General features: G+C 64.3%; 17 protein-coding genes and 1 tRNA gene. 6 read left to right on the top strand and 12 right to left on the bottom strand.

The genetic code is table 11. From position 1 onward, the window contains the following. Window positions 1–43: 43 nt before the first annotated feature. From G7044_RS09455 to G7044_RS09440, 4 genes are all read right to left on the bottom strand, one after another. Window positions 44–514, bottom strand: coding sequence for a c-type cytochrome (locus tag G7044_RS09455; protein WP_166328270.1), 471 nt, complete (start codon window positions 512–514; stop codon window positions 44–46). 309 nt (window positions 515–823) lie between these two features. Continuing rightward, window positions 824–1483 (bottom strand): lipoyl(octanoyl) transferase LipB, encoded by a 660-nt coding sequence (gene lipB / locus G7044_RS09450; RefSeq protein WP_166328268.1) that lies wholly within the window; start codon window positions 1481–1483, stop codon window positions 824–826. Between the two features lie 66 nt (window positions 1484–1549). After that, window positions 1550–1975 (bottom strand): hypothetical protein, encoded by a 426-nt coding sequence (locus G7044_RS09445; RefSeq protein ID WP_166328266.1) that lies wholly within the window; start codon window positions 1973–1975, stop codon window positions 1550–1552. 132 nt (window positions 1976–2107) lie between these two features. After that, window positions 2108–2194, bottom strand: a tRNA-Leu gene (locus tag G7044_RS09440). Between the two features lie 177 nt (window positions 2195–2371). Here G7044_RS09440 and G7044_RS09435 point away from each other — a divergent pair. The 4 genes from G7044_RS09435 to G7044_RS09420 all read left to right on the top strand — a co-directional run bounded on the left by G7044_RS09435 (window position 2372) and on the right by G7044_RS09420 (window position 6948). After that, entirely contained in the window at window positions 2372–3475 is a 1104-nt protein-coding gene (locus G7044_RS09435) for an ABC transporter ATP-binding protein (RefSeq protein ID WP_166328265.1), read from the top strand. Window positions 3476–3551: 76 nt separating this feature from the next. Then, the gene (locus tag G7044_RS09430; protein WP_166328263.1) at window positions 3552–4625 is read left to right on the top strand and encodes an ABC transporter substrate-binding protein; all 1074 of its coding nucleotides are present in this window, start codon (window positions 3552–3554) and stop codon (window positions 4623–4625) included. 51 nt (window positions 4626–4676) lie between these two features. Then, window positions 4677–5972: an ABC transporter permease gene (locus G7044_RS09425; protein WP_166328261.1), complete on the top strand. Its 1296-nt coding sequence runs from the start codon at window positions 4677–4679 to the stop codon at window positions 5970–5972. 4 nt (window positions 5973–5976) lie between these two features. Then, window positions 5977–6948, top strand: a complete 972-nt coding sequence (locus tag G7044_RS09420; RefSeq protein ID WP_166328259.1) for an ABC transporter permease — start codon at window positions 5977–5979, stop codon at window positions 6946–6948. Here the strand turns inward: G7044_RS09420 and G7044_RS09415 are convergent. From G7044_RS09415 to G7044_RS09390, 6 genes are read right to left on the bottom strand one after another with little or no spacing between them, the layout of a single operon-like run. Next, window positions 6945–7886 carry an AEC family transporter gene (locus tag G7044_RS09415; RefSeq protein WP_166328257.1) on the bottom strand — a complete coding sequence of 314 codons (942 nt, stop codon included), beginning with the start codon at window positions 7884–7886 and terminating at the stop codon, window positions 6945–6947. The two genes, G7044_RS09420 and G7044_RS09415, sit on opposite strands and share 4 nt — an antisense overlap. Continuing rightward, the gene (locus tag G7044_RS09410) at window positions 7883–8686 is read right to left on the bottom strand and encodes an MBL fold metallo-hydrolase (protein WP_166328255.1); all 804 of its coding nucleotides are present in this window, start codon (window positions 8684–8686) and stop codon (window positions 7883–7885) included. The genes G7044_RS09415 and G7044_RS09410 overlap by 4 nt, the downstream gene beginning before the upstream one ends. Further along, entirely contained in the window at window positions 8683–9489 is an 807-nt protein-coding gene (locus G7044_RS09405) for a TatD family hydrolase (protein WP_166328253.1), read from the bottom strand. The genes G7044_RS09410 and G7044_RS09405 overlap by 4 nt, the downstream gene beginning before the upstream one ends. Before the next feature lie 3 nt (window positions 9490–9492). Further along, window positions 9493–10584, bottom strand: a complete 1092-nt coding sequence (locus G7044_RS09400; RefSeq protein ID WP_166328251.1) for a DNA polymerase III subunit delta' — start codon at window positions 10582–10584, stop codon at window positions 9493–9495. Continuing rightward, on the bottom strand, window positions 10581–11177 hold the full coding sequence (tmk, locus tag G7044_RS09395) for a dTMP kinase (protein ID WP_166328249.1): 597 nt from the start codon (window positions 11175–11177) through the stop codon (window positions 10581–10583). The genes G7044_RS09400 and tmk overlap by 4 nt, the downstream gene beginning before the upstream one ends. Before the next feature lie 7 nt (window positions 11178–11184). Then, window positions 11185–12327: a D-alanyl-D-alanine carboxypeptidase family protein gene (locus G7044_RS09390; RefSeq protein ID WP_166328247.1), complete on the bottom strand. Its 1143-nt coding sequence runs from the start codon at window positions 12325–12327 to the stop codon at window positions 11185–11187. Window positions 12328–12442: 115 nt separating this feature from the next. On the opposite strand from G7044_RS09390, the gene G7044_RS09385 reads away from it, so the two are divergent. Continuing rightward, window positions 12443–12901: an SRPBCC domain-containing protein gene (locus tag G7044_RS09385; RefSeq protein ID WP_207630244.1), complete on the top strand. Its 459-nt coding sequence runs from the start codon at window positions 12443–12445 to the stop codon at window positions 12899–12901. A gap of 170 nt (window positions 12902–13071) precedes the next feature. Here G7044_RS09385 and G7044_RS09380 read toward each other — a convergent pair whose 3' ends face one another. Then, complete coding sequence (locus tag G7044_RS09380) at window positions 13072–13644, bottom strand: thymidine kinase (protein ID WP_166328245.1); 573 nt, start codon at window positions 13642–13644, stop codon at window positions 13072–13074. Window positions 13645–13900: 256 nt separating this feature from the next. On the opposite strand from G7044_RS09380, the gene G7044_RS09375 reads away from it, so the two are divergent. Further along, window positions 13901–15094 carry a multidrug effflux MFS transporter gene (locus tag G7044_RS09375; RefSeq protein WP_166328243.1) on the top strand — a complete coding sequence of 398 codons (1194 nt, stop codon included), beginning with the start codon at window positions 13901–13903 and terminating at the stop codon, window positions 15092–15094. A gap of 53 nt (window positions 15095–15147) precedes the next feature. Here the strand turns inward: G7044_RS09375 and G7044_RS09370 are convergent, their stop codons facing one another. Continuing rightward, the gene (locus G7044_RS09370; protein ID WP_235931242.1) at window positions 15148–16389 is read right to left on the bottom strand and encodes a DEAD/DEAH box helicase; all 1242 of its coding nucleotides are present in this window, start codon (window positions 16387–16389) and stop codon (window positions 15148–15150) included. Window positions 16390–16599: the final 210 nt, after the last annotated feature.

The following is a 16599-nucleotide window of genomic DNA, read 5'->3' as shown; positions in this document are numbered from 1 at the left end:
AGAATGTCGCAATGCGTTGCGGTTGTTCGGATGATCGTCCGCGTTACTGGGCCGGGGCGGCAGGTGCTCCGTCACCCTCGGCAGCCTGTTCGGGCGCGTCGGGCGAGACGGTCACCAGATAGGCCAGCAGGTCGTCCTGATTCTTGGTCAGCTTGAAGGTCATCTTCGACTTCGCCTTCTCGTCGCCCGAATACTGGTCCAGATAGCCGGTCGGATCGGTGACATAGGCTTTCAGCGAATGGATGTCCCAGACCGCGCCGGGGTTGTTCTCGGCCAGTTTCAGGATGCCGTCGCCGTATTTGTAGCCTTCCTGGTTCGCGATCGGACGACCGACGATGCCATAAAGGTTCGGGCCGGTCTTGCCGCCCTTGATGATGTCGGTGCCGGCATCATCCTGAATCATGTGGCACGCCTTGCACTTGTTGAATTCCTTTTCGCCCTTGGCGGCGTCTTGGGCGAGCGAGGGCGAGGCGAGCGCGCACACGGTCAACGTGGCAATCAGGCTGGCTTTCATCGTGTCTTCCTTTCCTAGGGAGGTCGCTGGGACCACTAGCAGCAAGATTGCATGACTCACATGACGAAGGTCAAATCAAAAGCCCGGCTCGGCTCCTCAGGTAGCCGGCTGGCGAAAATCAGGGCTGAACCGCGGCCTGCTGGCCAGTGCCGGGCCTCGCCCGGAAGGCTGAACCGCCGGATGTGCGTGAGACGGTTTGCCGCGGGCTGTTCATCGGCAGCACTGCCAGATCACCGGCTGCCATTGCAGTCTGGCCGGCAACCGTCCGGGTTTGCGAGGATGTTCAGGAAATGGCCGATCTTGTGGCGTTCAACCGTCAAAGCGCTGCGCGAAGCGCGCTTGAAGTGCGTTGTCCAGGTCGTCCATCGTCACCGGCAGGCCGAGGTCGACCAGGCTGGTTACCCCATGCCCGCTGATCCCGCAGGGTACGATGCCGCCGTAATGGCTCAGATCCGGTTCGACATTGATGGCCAGACCGTGGAAGCTGATCCAGCGGCGCAGCTTGATGCCGATGGCGGCGATCTTGTCCTCATGCGGGCTGCCGTCCAGCAGCGGCGCCTTGTCGGGACGCGAGACCCAGACGCCCACGCGACCGCAGCGCATCTCGCCCATCACGCCGAACTCGGCCAGCGTGTCGATCACCCAGCCCTCCAGCGACTGCACGAATGCGCGGACGTCGCGGCCGCGCTGGTTCAGGTTCAGCATCGTATAGACGACCCTCTGGCCGGGGCCGTGATAGGTATATTGCCCGCCGCGCCCGGTCACATGGACCGGAAAACGCGCGTCCAGCAGGTCTGCCTGCTGTGCGGATGTCCCCGCCGTGTACAGCGGCGGATGTTCGACCAGCCACAGCCGTTCGCCGGCGCGACCTGCGGCCACGTCGGCGACATGCGCCTCCATCTTGGCGACGGCCTCGGCATAGGGGGTCAGGCCGGGTGAGATCACCCATTCGGGCGGGGGCAGGGACATGGCGGACCTCTGGTTCGGGCGCTTTGAGGCCGAGGTAATGGCGCAGGGCCCGAAATGGAAGCCCGCCTACGTCGCGCCCTTCGCGCCGGCAACCATCATCTGCCCCGTGGCGGCTTCGCGGCAGCCCTTTTGGGCCATGAAAGTGTCCAGATCATTCGGATCGCTGCCGCCCGAATAGTTTGAGACCACCGCACCATTCTTTACCCGCAGGAAGAAAGGCCGGTAACCCACGTAAGCACCAAAGGAGTTCTTCCCATTCAGCTCGCCACAGATGGCCCGGCCCTGACCGTCGCTGAGGTCGTAAGCCACCAGATTGCGCAACTGCGCCGCGCCAGGATCCTTCAGCCCGTCGATGATCGCCGACTGTATCACGCCGCGATCCTGTGCGGTCACCGGCGTGGGGCGGGTGTTCACCGGCGTGTCATTCACATTCACGCAGCCGGCAAGGGCAATGCCGCCGGCAAGTGCGATGGCGGTAAGGAAAATGCGCATCCGTTTCTCCATTCTGGACCTTGGCGGACGCTAGGCCAAAAGGGTTAACGAAGCGCTAACGCCATCGATTCGGGTTCTGTGAGGATTTCGGGTCAAGGACACCGGTCTGCCCTTGGGGCATTGGGGTGTCTTTGGTGCGGTCGAGAAGACTCGAACTTCCACTCCGGTTAAGGAACAGCGACCTCAACGCTGCGCGTCTACCAATTCCGCCACGACCGCATCGCGACAGTGGCGCAGATAACCGCTTCGGCGGCGGTTGAAAAGGGGGATTCGTCATGCCCGAAAATCGGGAAGGCTCGCCCGCGACATGAAGCGGGCTGTTGCAATCGCGCTGCGGCCCCGCTTAACCTGCCGACAGCGGATATAACAACACAAGCCACGACAGGGGGCCCGCACTTGACGACCACGACCCGCGACGACGGCTATGTCGTCTTTGATCGCGTGCAGAAAAGCTATGACGGACAGACACTTGTCGTCAAAGATCTGAACCTTTCCATCGGCAGGGGAGAGTTCCTGACCATGCTCGGGCCGTCCGGTTCGGGCAAAACCACCTGCCTGATGATGCTGGCGGGATTTGAAACGGCAACCAGCGGGCAGATCCTGCTGGACGGGCGCAACATCAACGACATGCCGCCCCACAAGCGCGGCATCGGCATGGTGTTCCAAAGCTATGCGCTGTTCCCCCATATGACCGTGGGCGAGAATCTGGCCTTTCCGCTGGAAGTGCGCGGCATGACCAAGGCCGAACGCGAGGAACGGATCGCGCGGGCGCTGGATATGGTCCAGATGGGCGCATTCGCCAGTCGTCGCCCGGCACAGCTTTCAGGCGGCCAACAGCAGCGCATCGCATTGGCGCGGGCACTGGTGTTCGATCCCAAGCTGGTGCTGATGGACGAACCTCTGGGTGCGCTCGACAAACAACTGCGCGAACATATGCAGTTTGAAATCAAGGCCCTGCACGAACGTCTTGGAATCACGGTGGTTTACGTGACCCACGATCAGGGCGAGGCGCTGACCATGTCCGACCGGATCGCCGTCTTCAACGATGGCCGCATCCAGCAGCTGGCCCCACCCGCTGCCCTGTATGAGCGGCCGGATAACAGCTTTGTTGCCAGCTTCATCGGCGAAAACAACGCGCTTGGCGGCACCATTGCCAGCCTTCAGGGCGACAAGGCGACCGTACGGCTGTTCAATGGCGACGTGATCGACGCCACGGCGGTGAACGTGCGCGAGGTGGGCCAGCAGACCACCGTCTCGATCCGGCCGGAACGCATCGAGTTCAAACCCGAGATGATGCCTGACGGTGCCCATACCCTGCCGGCAGAGGTGATGGATGTCGTCTATATGGGCGACATCCTGCGGGCGCGGCTGAAGGTCGCCGGTCAGGACGATTTCGTGATGAAATTCCGCAATACGCTGGGGCAGACCCGTCTGAATCCCGGCGAACAGATCCGGGTGGGCTGGCATCCGCAAGATGCCCGCGCGCTCGATCCGGTATGACAGGAACCGGTCCCGGCGCATCCTCGCGCCCAATGATAACGGCCAATGCGCCGACTCACCCCAACAGGAGATTTCGATGAAAAAGACCCTGATTCTGACCACGGCACTGTGCGGCATGGCCTTCGGCGCTTCGGCGCAGGAAGTGAACCTGCTCAGCTGGGGCGGCGCTTACGGCAACTCGCATCTGGAAGCCTATGCGAAGCCGTTCACCGCCGAAACCGGCATTGCCGTGAACATCGCTGATGCCGACAACCCCGCCACGCCGATCAAGGCCATGGTCGAGGCCGGCAACGTCACAAGCGACGTGGCTTCGGTCGAATATGCCGACGCCGTGCGCCTGTGCGACGAAGGCCTGCTGGAAACCATCGACGCCTCGACCCTTGCCGCAGCCGAGGACGGGACCGCCGCGACCGACGACTTCATCGAAGGTGGGGTGACCGATTGCTTCGTGGCCACCGATGTCTATTCGATGGTGCAGGTCTATGATGATTCGAAATTTGCCGATGCCAAGCCCGCTGGCCCGGCCGATTTCTTCGATCTGGAGAAGTTCCCCGGCAAGCGCACCATGCGTAAGGGCGCGAAGTTCAACCTGGAATTCGCGCTGATGGCGGACGGTGTGCCTGCGGCAGAGGTCTATGACGTGCTTGGCACCCCTGAAGGTGTTGATCGCGCCTTCGCCAAGCTGGACACCATCAAGAACGACGTGATCTGGTGGGATGCCGGCGCGCAGCCGCCGCAATATCTGGCCGATGGTGAAGTGACCATGGCCTATGCCTTCAACGGCCGGATCTTCGACGCGGCGATGAATGACGACAAGCCTTTCAAGATCATCTGGGACGGTCAGATCTATGAAATGGAAGGTTGGGTGATCCCGAAAGGCGCGCCCAACATGGAAGAGGCGCTGCAGTTCATCACCTATTCCACCGGCACCGCCCCGCAGGCCCGCGCCGCTGAGTTCATCAGCTATGGCCCGCCGCGCAAATCGGCTGCCGCCGCCGTCGGCAATATCGAAGGCACCGAGGAGCCGATGGCCCCGCACCTGCCGACGACCGAATCGAATATGGGCAACGCGCTCGGCTCGAACCTCGATTTCTGGGTCGATCATGATTCGGAACTGAACGAGCGTTTCAACGCCTGGCTCGCCGGCTGATAACCCGGCCCGGTCGCGTCATCGCGCGGCCGGGCCTTTCGGATTTCTGGAATGGCATCACCCCTTGATCCTCATGCGGCCATCGTCACCGAAGCGGGTGGCCTTGACGCCACCCTGACCACCGCCGACGGCACGCCCCTGAAACGTGCCTTGGCGCGGGCTTCGCGCAAGTCGCGCTGGCGGGCGTTCCTGCTGGTGCTGCCGCTGCTGGCCTTCATCGTCATCACCTTCGTGGTGCCAATCGGGCAGATGCTGCATCGTTCCGTCTATAATGACGGCTTCGCGGCGAATATGCCGCAGATCTCGGGCTGGTTTGCCGAAACCGAGCCGGGCACCGTCCCGGATGACGCAGCCTTTGCCGCCCTGTCAGCCGATCTGCAGGCCGCTGCCGAGGCGCGGACGATCGGCATCGTCGGCACCCGAATCAATTACGAGATGCCGGGCACGCGGTCGCTTTTCACCTCGACCGGGCGCAAGGTCCGCGGCGGGGTCGAGCCGCCTTACCGCGAGGCGCTGCTGGAGATTGACGGGAAATGGGGCGAGCCAGAGCTCTGGGCCTCGATGCGCAACTCCTCGACCGCCTATACGGGCAGCTTCTATCTGGCCTCGCTGGATCGGACGAGGGACACGAATGGTGACATCGTTCAGGTCAATGAAAACCGCCGCGTCTATATCATGCTGTTCATGCGCACCCTGTGGCTGTCGGCGCTGGTGACGGTGATGACCTTTCTGCTGGGGTTCCCGATCGCGCATCTGCTGGCCACGCTGCCGCTGCGCCGCTCGAACCTGCTGATGATCCTTGTGCTGCTGCCGTTCTGGACCTCGCTTTTGGTGCGCACCACCAGCTGGATGGTCCTGTTGCAGCAGCAGGGCGTGGTCAATGACCTGCTGATCTGGATGGGTGCGATCGACGAATCCGGGCGATTGAAGATGATGTATAACCAGATTGGCAGCATCATCGCGATGACGCATATCCTGCTGCCCTTCATGATCCTGCCGCTTTATTCGGTGATGCGGACGATCAATCCCAGCTATGTCCGCGCCGCCAAAAGCCTTGGCGCGACCAGCTGGACCGCCTTCCGGCGCATCTATTTCCCGCAAACGCTGCCCGGGCTGGGGGCAGGGGCGCTGTTGGTCTTCATTCTGGCCGTTGGCTATTACATCACGCCGGCGCTTGTCGGCGGTGCCTCGGGTCAGCTGATTTCCAACATGATCGCCGAGCATATGACCGGCACACTGAACTGGTCCATGGCTGCGGCGCTTGCCGCGATCCTGCTGGCGGGGGTGCTGATCCTTTACTGGATCTATGACCGGCTGGTCGGCATCGACAATCTGAAACTGGGCTGAGATCATGGCGCTTCCGAAATACGCAACCCCATTGGAGCGCGTCTGGCACTGGACCTATCTGGTCATCTGCGCGCTGATCTTCTTTTTCCTGATCGCGCCCATCGTGGTCATCATCCCGCTCAGCTTCAATGCAGACCGCTTCTTCACCTTCACCGACGAGATGCTTGCCTTCGATCCGGCGGGCTATTCGATGCGCTGGTATGACAGCCTGATGACCTTCGGCATGGCCCAGCCCGAGGGCCCGCGTGGCGCGTCGTGGTTCGCCGATATGTGGGCGAATGCGAAATGGGTGAATGCGGCCAAGAACTCGATCATCATCGGGGTTTGCTCGACAGTGCTGGCGACGGTGCTGGGGACGCTGGCAGCCCTTGGGCTGTCGCGGCCGGAAATGCCGTTTCGCCGGTTGATCATGGCGCTGCTGATCTCGCCCATGATCGTGCCGCTGATCATCACCGCGACAGGGCTTTTCTTCTTCTATTCCTCGGCCTGCGTGCCGCAGGGATCTTGGGCGCATACGCTGCTTTCGCCGGTCCTGTCGAAATCGGGCTGTCTGGCCAATACCTATCTTGGCGTTATCCTGGCCCATGCGACGCTGGGGATTCCCTTCGTCATCATCACCGTGACGGCGACGCTGGTGGGCTTTGACCAGTCGCTGAACCGCGCCGCCGCAAGCCTTGGGGCAAACCCGCGTACGACCTTTTTCCGGGTGACGATGCCGCTGATCCTGCCCGGCGTGATCTCGGGCGCGCTGTTCGCCTTTGTCACCTCATTCGACGAGGTCGTCGCGGTCCTGTTCATCGCCGGCCCCGATCAAATGACCATCCCGCGCCAGATGTGGATTGGTATCCGCGAACAGCTCAGCCCCGCGATCCTTGCGGTGGCGACGCTGCTGGTGGTCTTTTCCATCGCGCTGCTGGTAACGGTGGAACTGCTGCGCCGCCGGTCAGAACGGATCCGCGGAGTCACCCCCGCCTAGGGAAGCAGCATCAGCCAGCCCGAGATGGTCAGGATCGACAGCGCCGTCGCCACCAGCACTGTTGATGCTGCGACCCGTTTGGCGACGCCATAGATCGAGGCAAACAGATAGGCATTCACCCCCGGCGCCATCGAGGCCGTCAGCACAGAGGACCGCGTCGCAGCCAGATCCAGCGCAAAGATGTGACCAAGGCCGAACGTCACCAGCGGATGCAGGATCAGCGAGGCAAAGCAGCACAGGATGATCGCGCGGCTGTCGCCCTCGGGCTTGTAACGATACAGGATACCGCCAAGCGCGAACAACGCCGTCGGCAGTGCTGCCTTGGCCATCATGCCGACCCCGTCCCAGAACCCGCCCGGCAGCACCAAGCCGGCCTGAAGCGCGATATTCATCACCAGCCCGCAGACGATGCCGATGACCAGAGGCGTCCGCAGTACCCCGGTCAGCGCCCGCAGTGCCACGCGCCCGACCGACAGGTTCTGGCCTCGGGCGCGGGTAAACTCCATCACGGTGATGCCGAACGTGTAAAGCAGCGGCGAATGGATCGAGATGATCGCCCAGTTTCCCGCCAACGCGTCAGGCCCATAAGCGCGTTCGGTGATCGGCACGCCCAGCAGCAGCGAGTTCGAGAACAGGCAGATGAAGCCAATGGCCACCGCATCCTCGGGCGGGCGGCCAAGGCGGCGGGCGCCGAACGCGCCAAGCCCGAAGGCAGCAAAAGCCCCGGCATAGAAAGCCGCCAGCATGGGGATGTTGAAATCTGCCGACAGGTCCAGTTTCGCCACCGACTGGAACAGCAGCACCGGCACGGCGAAATTCTGCGCGAAGCGCATGACGCCATCGACGGCGCTGTCCCCGAACAATTTGCGCCAGGCAACGACATAGCCAAAGCCGAGAACCAGAAAGACCGGCAGGACCACATCGAAAAGCGCGCTCAATCCGTCACCTCCAGCACCATGCCGTCATAGGCCGGCACCACGTGATCCGGCGTTTCGGCATCCGTCTTCGCGTAATCCAGATCGATATGCATATTCGTCAGCACCCCGCGCGGTGTGCCGGAGCGCAGGAACCATTCCAGCGTCAGCGCCAGATGGGCGTGGCTGGGATGAGGGTCGTGGCGCAGGGCGTCGCAGATGAAGATTTCGGGCGTGCCGATGATCGGCCACGCGTCCTCGGGGATGGTTTGCACATCGGGCAGATAGACGACGCCGCCACCCAAGGTCGCGACCTTCAGGCCAAGCGCGTCGATTTCGCCATGGGGTACGGTGAAGGGGGTAATTTCGATCGGGCCGCCAGCGCCATCAATGGTGATCGGGCCATCAAGCAGGTGCAGGTCGACGATGGGCGGATAGTTCGACCCCGTCGCCGTTTCAAAAATATAGTTGAAGCGTTTGCGCAACTGCGCGGTCGTCGCCACATCGGCATAGCCCTGCACGCGGGCCCGGGCGTTATAGGCGATCTGGCGCAGATCGTCGATGCCATGCACATGATCGGCATGGGAATGGGTCCAGATCACGGCGTCAACGGTCGACACCCCCGCATCCAGCATCTGCGGCACCAGATCGGGGCCGGTATCGACCAGCACCCGCGTCATGCCCTCATCGCCGATCCGGTCGATCAGGATCGCGCAGCGGCGACGGCGGTTCTTGGGGTTGCTGGGGTCACAGGCGCCCCAATTCCCACCGATGCGCGGCACCCCCCCGGACGATCCGCTGCCCAGGATGGTGACACGGATCATGCGGCGGCCTTCCAGAACAACCGGTCGAAATTGGCCGAGGTCTGGGCCGCGAAATCCTGATAGCTCAGCCCGTAAAGCTCTGCGCCCACGGCGGCGGTACGGGTGACGAAGGCAGGTTCGTTGCGCCTGCCGCGATGGGGCGGCGGCGCCAGATAGGGGGCGTCGGTTTCCACCAGAATCCGGTCGACGGGGGCGGCCTTGAAAATGTCCCGCAGCTTGGTCGAACGCGGGAAGGCTGCGATGCCAGACATGGACAGGTAAAAGCCCAGATCCAGCGCCGCCTGCGCCAGCGCCGGGCCAGAGCTGAAGCAGTGCATGACGCAAGTATAAGCCCCGGCGCGGTACTCCTCGGTCAGGATGCGGGCCATGTCTTCATCGGCGTCGCGCGCATGGATGATCAGCGGCAGGCGCGTTTGGCGCGCGGCCTCGATATGGATGCGCAGGCTGTCCTGCTGGGCGGCGGCGCTTTCGGCGGTGTAGTGGTAATCGAGCCCGGTTTCGCCGATGCCGACGAATTTCGGATGGGCGGCAAGCGCCACCAGTTCCTCGACGCGGGCCATGGGCTCCTCGGCCACGCTCATCGGATGGGTGCCGGCGGCATAGAAGACCTCGTCATGGGCCTCGGCAATGGCGCGAACGGTCGGCTCACTGCGCAGCCGGGTGCAGATGGTGACCATGCGACCCACGCCGGCGGCGCGGGCGCGGTCGATCAGCGCGTCACGCTCGCCATCGAAATCGGGAAAATCGAGATGGCAATGGCTGTCCACGACAGGGACCGCCTTGCCGGCATCGGGATAGGGCATCGGTCAGGCTTTCGCATGCGCCGGGGCCAACCCGGCCAGTTGGATCAGCATATCCATCACCAGCGCCGCAGGGTCAAGGTTGACCGCCCGGCCCGTCCGCGCCCGCGCCGACAGTTCCGCCTGCGCACCCGCCCAGATGCGTGCGGCGTGGTCATCGGGGCAAAGCCGCGCCATCAGTGCCGCCTCCCCCTTGGCGGCCTCTGGTATCGGCGCGCCCATCAGGCCCGCGCGCGCGAGCCGGGTCAGAAAGCGGTCCAGCAGGGTGATGCGCAGATCGAAGGGATCGCCGTCGGCAGTCGCGCGCCCGGCCGCACCTTCGGCCAGATCGCGGGCTTTCTGGCGGTCAAAGCGGGGCAGGGTGGCGAACAGCTCGACGATCCGGGCATAGACCTTCAGCCCGTCCTGACCATCCAGCCGCAGCGCCTCGCCCACCGAGCCGCCCGACAGCGCCGCCAGCGCCTCGGCCCCGGCATCGACGCCGAGGGGGGCAAGCACGCGGGCCATGTTTTCGGGCGAGAGCGGCGCCAGCCGCAGTTCGCGGCAGCGGGAACGGATGGTCGGCAGCAGCCGCGCCGGCTGGTGGGCGATCAGCAGAATGACGCCGCCCTTCGGCGGTTCCTCCAGCATCTTCAGCAGCGCATTGGCAGCCGCGCCGTTCATGTCGTCGGCGGCATCGACAATGGCCACACGACGCCCGCCCTCGGCCGCGCTCATGTGGAAGAAGGACAGCAGCGCGCGGATGTCATCGACGCCGATTTCGGCCTTCAACCGCCCGGTCTTTTCGTCAAAGCCACGCCGCACCAGGTGCAGGCGCGGTTCAGACAGGGCGGCTACACGACGCGTGACCGGATCGTCGGACGGAATGGCCAGGCTGCCCGGCCCGCCATCGGCCAGCAGCCAACGCGCGATCTGCCAGGCCAGCGTCGCCTTGCCCACCCCGCGCGGCCCGGTAATCAGCCAGGCATGGTGCAGCCGATGCGCATCGGCCGAGGCCAGAAAATCCTCCGCCGCGTGGTCGTGCCCGATCACCGCGCCGGCGTGGCGCGGATGCGGGGCGCCGGGGACGCGGTCGGATTCGGGTGTATCGTCGCTCATAGTGCGGCCCGGACGCGGGCGGCGACGTCCTCGGGCGCGCCGCTGCCGTCGATGATGCGGACGCGCGCGGGCTGAGCGGCGGCAAGTTCGGCAAAGCCCGCCCGCAGCTTTTCCTGAAAGCCGAGCCCCATGGATTCGAAACGGTCTTCACTGCCACCGCGCGCCGCGCCGCGCGCCAAGCCTTCGACAGGGGCGATGTCGATCACGAAAGTCCGGTCCGGCTCGATCCCGATCATCAGCTTGTGCAGGGCCTCGACGGTTTCGGTCAGATCGCCCCGCGTCACACCCTGATAGACCCGCGTCGAATCAGCGAAGCGGTCGGTGATTACGGTGGCGCCGCGTTGCAGTGCCGGGCGGATGGTGCGTTCCAGGTGGTCGCGGCGGGCGGCGTTGAACAGCAGAATTTCGGTTTCCGCCGACCAGCGGTCGGTGCCGCCTTCGACCAGCAGGCGCCGGATCGCCTCGGCTCCGTCGGATCCGCCGGGTTCGCGTGTCAGCACCACCTCGCGGCCCTCGGCGCGCAGGGCTTCGGCCAGCAGGCGCGCCTGCGTCGACTTTCCGCTTCCGTCTATGCCTTCGAAGCTGATGAACATGCGCCCGTCAGTTCCGCGCGGCGTTCCACGCCTCGCCGCCAAGGCGCATCGCGGCGCCTTTCATCCGGCCGACAAAGCCCGCGGCGGCGATTTCTTCGGCTGCGACCAGCGGCACGTTTGCGGGGCCAACGCCGGGGATCTGGATCTGCAGCGTGCCCAGCCGCGCGCCCTTGGCGACGGGGGCCTCGATCGGGCCGGTAAAGACCGCCTCGGCCGTCACGCCTGATTCCGCGCCAATGGGCATCAGCACGTTCAGCCCGTTCTGCGTGGTCAGCGCCACCTGCGATTTCGACCCCAGCCATACCGGAACCGTGGCGACGGTCTCACCCTGCGGCACGACCTCTTTCATGGTGAAGTCGCGAAAGGCCCATGCGGTGATCCGCTCTGCCTCCTCGGCACGTGCCTTTTCGGTTTCCAGCCCGGTGACGACAAAGATCACCCGGCGGTCACCCTGAACGGCCGACCCGACCAGACCGTAGCCCGCTTCCTGCGTGTGCCCGGTTTTCAGCCCGTCCGCCCCGATTCCCAGCTTCAGCAGCGGGTTGCGGTTAAAGCGGTTGGCCGGCGCGCGGTCGTCATAGGGGAACTCGGTCAGGGCGAAATATTTGTAAAGTTCCGGGAAATCATTGACCAGATGTTCGGCCAGAATGCCCAGATCATGCGCCGACATTACATGGTTCGGATCCGGCCAGCCCGAGGAATTGGCGAAATGCGACTGCGTCATGCCCAGCGATTTAGCGCGGTCGTTCATCTGCCGGGCAAAGGCTTCCTCAGTCCCGGCCAAGCCTTCGGCGACGACAACGCAGGCATCATTGCCCGACAGCACGATGATGCCCTTGACCAGTTCCTCGACAGTGGGGCGGTCACGTTCGTTCAGGAACATGGTCGAGCCCTGCATTTGCCGCGCCTTGGTCGAAACCGGCAGGCGGGTATCCATCTGCAAGCGGCCATCGCGCACCGCCTCGAACAGCATGTAAACCGTCATCAGCTTCGACATCGACGCGGGCGGCAGCGCCTGATCGGCATTCTTTTCCAGCAGCACCGTGCCGGTGCCCACATCGTAGACCCAGGCGGAACGCGCCGTGGTATCGAAGGCGAGCGCCTGAAGGGGCAGGGCGGAAAGCAGAAGGGCGGTCAGGGCTGCGCGCATGAGGGATGCCTGTTCTTGGGCTTGATGGCCGGATTTTCCCGAAGGAATATCGCATGACGCAGTCTGTCGCAACGATGCCATTCGCCTTTGACGTGCAGCACAGAAAGGAAGCGCCATGACGATAGCCGCAGACGATATGGACTTTACCGTCTTCTTGATCTTCGATCACCCGCCCCTTGATGTCTTCGACGCGGTCGCCGACCCGACGAAACTCTCGGCCCATTTCACCATGGGCGGCGCCAGCGGCGACATGCAGGACGGCGCCACTGTCTCCTGGGAATTTGCCGATTTTCCAGGGGCTTTCGACGTTCACGTGATCGAGGCGGTGCCGAGTGAACGGATCATTTTCGACTGGCCCCATCCCTCAGGCAAGGGCGCAAACCGGGTCACCTTCACATTTGCCGAAATCTCGCCCGGCCGAACTCAGGTCGAGGTGACCGAAACCGGATGGCAGCCCACGCCTGCAGATCTGCAATCTGCTTACGGAAACGTGATGGGATGGAGCTATATGCTGGCGACGATGCGGACCTGGCTTGACCACGGCATCGCCAGCCGGCCCGGGATGTTCCGCTGACCTTTCAGCCCATACCCGAGGGGGCCGCGACGGCGACGGCGCTCGATCGCCCTCACATGCTGAGGTGATGGATGGGGCGACCAACCGCGTTGGCCTGCCGCGCTTCCTGCTTCAGAAACAAGATAGTCAGGATGCGGACAAGAACCAGCGGTAGTGATTAGGCTTACGGCTCAGGCGCCGACGGCCTCGCGCCAATGGCGGCGGCACAGCGACAGATAAGTCTCGTTGCCGCCGACCTGAACCTGATCGCCATCGGTCAACACCCGGCCATCGGGGCCGCGCCGGATCACCATCGTGGCCTTGCGTCCGCAATGGCAGATCGTGCGCACCTCGCGCAGGTCGTCGGCTAGCGCCAGCAGCGCAGCCGATCCGGGGAACAGCTCGCCCCGGAAATCGACCCGCAACCCGTAAGCCATGACTGGGATACCCAGATCATCGGCGACCCTTGCCAGTTGCCAGACCTGATCGGGGGTCAGGAACTGGGCCTCATCCACGAAAACGCATGCCAGTTCACGCCCGTCGCCCGCAATCAACGCAAACAGGTCCTCGTGGGAATCAAAGGCCGTGGCCTCGGCCGCAATGCCGATCCGCGACCCGATCAGCCCGTGCCCGGCCCGATCGTCCAGCGAGGCGATCAGCAGTAAGGTCTGCATACCCCGCTCGCGATAGTTATAGCTTGCCTGCAAAAGAAGCGTGCTCTTGCCGGCATTCATGGTCGAATAGTGAAAGTAAAGCTTGGCCATGCCCGCCCGATAGCAATCCGCACAGGTGGCGGCAACGCTGCTTTCATTCTGGCGCAAATATCCTCGGGGGCGCGGGGGCAGACAGCCCCCGCTGCGGCCTGTCACCCAATTCGCACGCCTGACCGAAACCGGCCCGGAACGGGCTTGCGTCAGAATGCCGCATCGGGCAAAAGGGCATTCCGGCGGCGGTGGCTTCACCTTTCATGCGCGATTCCGCGCCGTCTTTTTCCATATCTGCTACATTCAGGTGATCACGATGCGTGACCCGCTGTTTCGCATGGCCCTTGTGCTGGGCCTTCTTTCCGCCGTCGGTCCCTTCGCGATCGACATGTATCTTCCCGCGCTGCCCGAGGTGGCGGCGCAATTGAACACGACCGAGGCCCGCGCCGCGCAGACGCTGACCTCATATTTCATCGTCTTCGGTATTGCCCAGATGATCTATGGCCCCATGGCCGACGCCATCGGGCGCAAGCGTCCGCTGGTGATCGGCGTGGTGATCTTTCTGATCGCCACCATCGCCGCCGCACGCGCGCCTACCATCGGCTGGCTGATCGCGGCGCGCGGGTTGCAGGGTCTTGGCGCGGCCACGTTGATGGTGGTGCCGCGTGCCGTCATTCGTGACGTGTCCACCGGTCCGGGTGCGGCGCGGATGATGGCGGCGGTGATGATCGTCATCTCGATCTCGCCGATGCTGGCGCCGCTGACCGGATCGCTGGTGATGACATGGGGCGGCTGGCGAGAGATCTTCGCCGTTCTGGCGGGCGCGGCTGTTGTCAGTCTGGCGCTGATCCTGTTCGTCCTGCCCGAAACACTGCCCAAGGAAAACCGTCAGCCGGTCCGCATCGCGCCCATGATCGCGGGCGCGCGCAGGCTGTTGACGGATCGCCGCTTTATGGGGCTGACGATGATCGGCGGCTTCGGCATGGCCAGCTTCTTCGTGTTCCTGTCCACCGCCAGCTTTGTCTATACCACGCAATACGGCCTTGGCCCGACGGGCTTTTCGCTGGCCTTCGCGGCCAATGCGATCGGCTTTTTCAGCGCCTCGCAATTCGCCGCGCGTCTGGCCGAACGCTTCGGGATGGAGCGGGTGATCTCGGTCGCCATCACCGGCTTTGCAGTCGTGGCATCGGCGCTGACGGTGGTGGTGTGGCTGGGAATCGACCAGTTGCCGGTGGTCATGGCGGGGCTGTTTGTCGCCAATGCCTTCCTGGGGCTGGTGCTGCCTACGGCCATGGTCATGTCGCTTGATCCGCATCCCGATATCGCCGGGCTGGCCTCGTCGCTGGGGGGGACTTTCCAGATGCTGACCGGTGGCGTGATGATCGCGCTGGTGGGGCCGTTCATGGACAACACATCGGCCACGATGGTGCCGGCGATTGCGCTTTGTGCGTTGCTGGCCTGGGGTGCAGCGGCGCTGTCACTGCCCCGGCTGCGCCTGCGGCTTGCTTGAACGAAGAACGCCGCCGGGGATGATCCGGCGGCGCTTTTATTTGTCCGAAGGCCTCAGCCCTTCTGCTCGGCCTTGGGCCGGCGCGAGGGGCGACGCGCAGCGCGCTTCTGCGGCGCATCGCCGCCACCCTGACGGGGCTTCGGCGCACCGCGACCGCGACCCTGCGGGGGTGCCTTGCGCTCGATCGGGGGCTCGCCGCCGATCACCGGGATCTGGGCCTTGATCGCCTTTTCGATGTCACGCAATTCGCCGATCTCGCCGGGGGCGCAGAAGGCCACGGCGCGGCCATCGCGACCGGCACGCGCAGTGCGCCCGATGCGGTGCACATAGTTTTCCGCCACGTTCGGCAGGTCGAAGTTATAGACATGCGCAACCTCGGGGATATCCAACCCGCGCGCGGCCACATCGGTGGCGACCAGCACCTGGGTCTTGCCTTCACGGAACGCGGCCAAAGCACGCTCGCGCTGACCCTGCGACTTGTTCCCGTGGATCGCGGCGACCGAGAAGCCCCATTTTTCCAGCAGCTTGGCCAGCTTTTCCGACCCGTATTTGGTGCGGCCGAAGACGATGGCCAGCTCGCCCGGATGCTTGGACATGTATTCCGCCAGAAGCGAGGCCTTGTCGCCCTGATTGACGAAATGCACCCCCTGTTCGATCTTGTCGGCCGGGCGTCCGGGCGGGTTGGCCTGAACGCGGACCGGATCGGTCAGATAGGTGCCGGCCAGTTCTTCCATCAGCTTCGGCATGGTGGCCGAAAACAGCAGCGTCTGGCGCGTGCGCGGCAGCGTCCGCGCGATCCGGCGCAGCGCGTGGATAAAGCCGATGTCCAGCATCTGATCTGCCTCGTCCAGCACCAGATACTCGGTCTTGGACAGGTCGACCGCATTGCGGTCCAGCAGGTCGATCAGCCGGCCCGGCGTGGCGATCAGCACGTCGACGCCGCGTTCCAGACGGGTGATCTGCACATTGATCGAGGCCCCGCCAACCACGCGGAAGGCGCGGATGGGCGTACCCTCGGCGAAGCTTTCGACCGATTGGGCGATCTGGGTGGCCAGTTCGCGCGTCGGCGCCAGAATCAGCGCCCGGCAGCTGCGCGGGTCGGGCTTGCGGCCATGGGCGATCAGCCGGGTCAGCATCGGCAGCGAGAAAGCCGCGGTCTTGCCGGTCCCGGTCTGGGCCAGGCCCAGCAGGTCCTTGCCGGCGACGATATGCGGAACGGCCTGCGCCTGAATGGGCGTGGGCTCGGTCAGGCCCATCGGGGCCAGGTTGGCATTGATCCGCGCGTCGATCCCCATGTCGAAGAAGGGGCCTGCGGCGACGGGTTCACGGGCGGGCGCACGGCGCGCCTGCACATCGGCCGGACGGGCCGAGCGGGGGGCGCCAGGGCGCGGTTTCTGCCCGCGGCGCGGGCGACGATATTCATTATCCATATTCAAACACTTGCATTACGGCCGCGCGCCCGTATCGGGCGCGGCGTGGCGGCAATTGCCGCTAAAGGGGTGCGG

This window comes from Paracoccus xiamenensis, assembly GCF_011308835.1.
GTDB lineage: Bacteria > Pseudomonadota > Alphaproteobacteria > Rhodobacterales > Rhodobacteraceae > Paracoccus > Paracoccus xiamenensis.
Note: the sequence above shows the minus strand (reverse complement) of the source record. Positions and strands in the feature narration are given on the sequence as shown.

Bases quoted from the DNA above. Each gene is read 5' to 3' on its own strand.
- G7044_RS09455 (WP_166328270.1), bottom strand. From the start codon at position 514: ATGAAAGCCAGCCTGATTGCCACGTTGACCGTGTGCGCGCTCGCCTCG.
- lipB (WP_166328268.1), bottom strand. From the start codon at position 1,483: ATGTCCCTGCCCCCGCCCGAATGGGTGATCTCACCCGGCCTGACCCCC.
- G7044_RS09445 (WP_166328266.1), bottom strand. From the start codon at position 1,975: ATGCGCATTTTCCTTACCGCCATCGCACTTGCCGGCGGCATTGCCCTT.
- G7044_RS09430 (WP_166328263.1), top strand. From the start codon at position 3,552: ATGAAAAAGACCCTGATTCTGACCACGGCACTGTGCGGCATGGCCTTC.
- G7044_RS09425 (WP_166328261.1), top strand. From the start codon at position 4,677: ATGGCATCACCCCTTGATCCTCATGCGGCCATCGTCACCGAAGCGGGT.
- G7044_RS09420 (WP_166328259.1), top strand. From the start codon at position 5,977: ATGGCGCTTCCGAAATACGCAACCCCATTGGAGCGCGTCTGGCACTGG.
- G7044_RS09410 (WP_166328255.1), bottom strand. From the start codon at position 8,686: ATGATCCGTGTCACCATCCTGGGCAGCGGATCGTCCGGGGGGGTGCCG.
- G7044_RS09405 (WP_166328253.1), bottom strand. From the start codon at position 9,489: ATGCCCTATCCCGATGCCGGCAAGGCGGTCCCTGTCGTGGACAGCCAT.
- G7044_RS09400 (WP_166328251.1), bottom strand. From the start codon at position 10,584: ATGAGCGACGATACACCCGAATCCGACCGCGTCCCCGGCGCCCCGCAT.
- tmk (WP_166328249.1), bottom strand. From the start codon at position 11,177: ATGTTCATCAGCTTCGAAGGCATAGACGGAAGCGGAAAGTCGACGCAG.
- G7044_RS09390 (WP_166328247.1), bottom strand. From the start codon at position 12,327: ATGCGCGCAGCCCTGACCGCCCTTCTGCTTTCCGCCCTGCCCCTTCAG.
- G7044_RS09385 (WP_207630244.1), top strand. From the start codon at position 12,443: ATGACGATAGCCGCAGACGATATGGACTTTACCGTCTTCTTGATCTTC.
- G7044_RS09380 (WP_166328245.1), bottom strand. From the start codon at position 13,644: ATGGCCAAGCTTTACTTTCACTATTCGACCATGAATGCCGGCAAGAGC.
- G7044_RS09375 (WP_166328243.1), top strand. From the start codon at position 13,901: ATGCGTGACCCGCTGTTTCGCATGGCCCTTGTGCTGGGCCTTCTTTCC.
- G7044_RS09370 (WP_235931242.1), bottom strand. From the start codon at position 16,389: ATGGGGATCGACGCGCGGATCAATGCCAACCTGGCCCCGATGGGCCTG.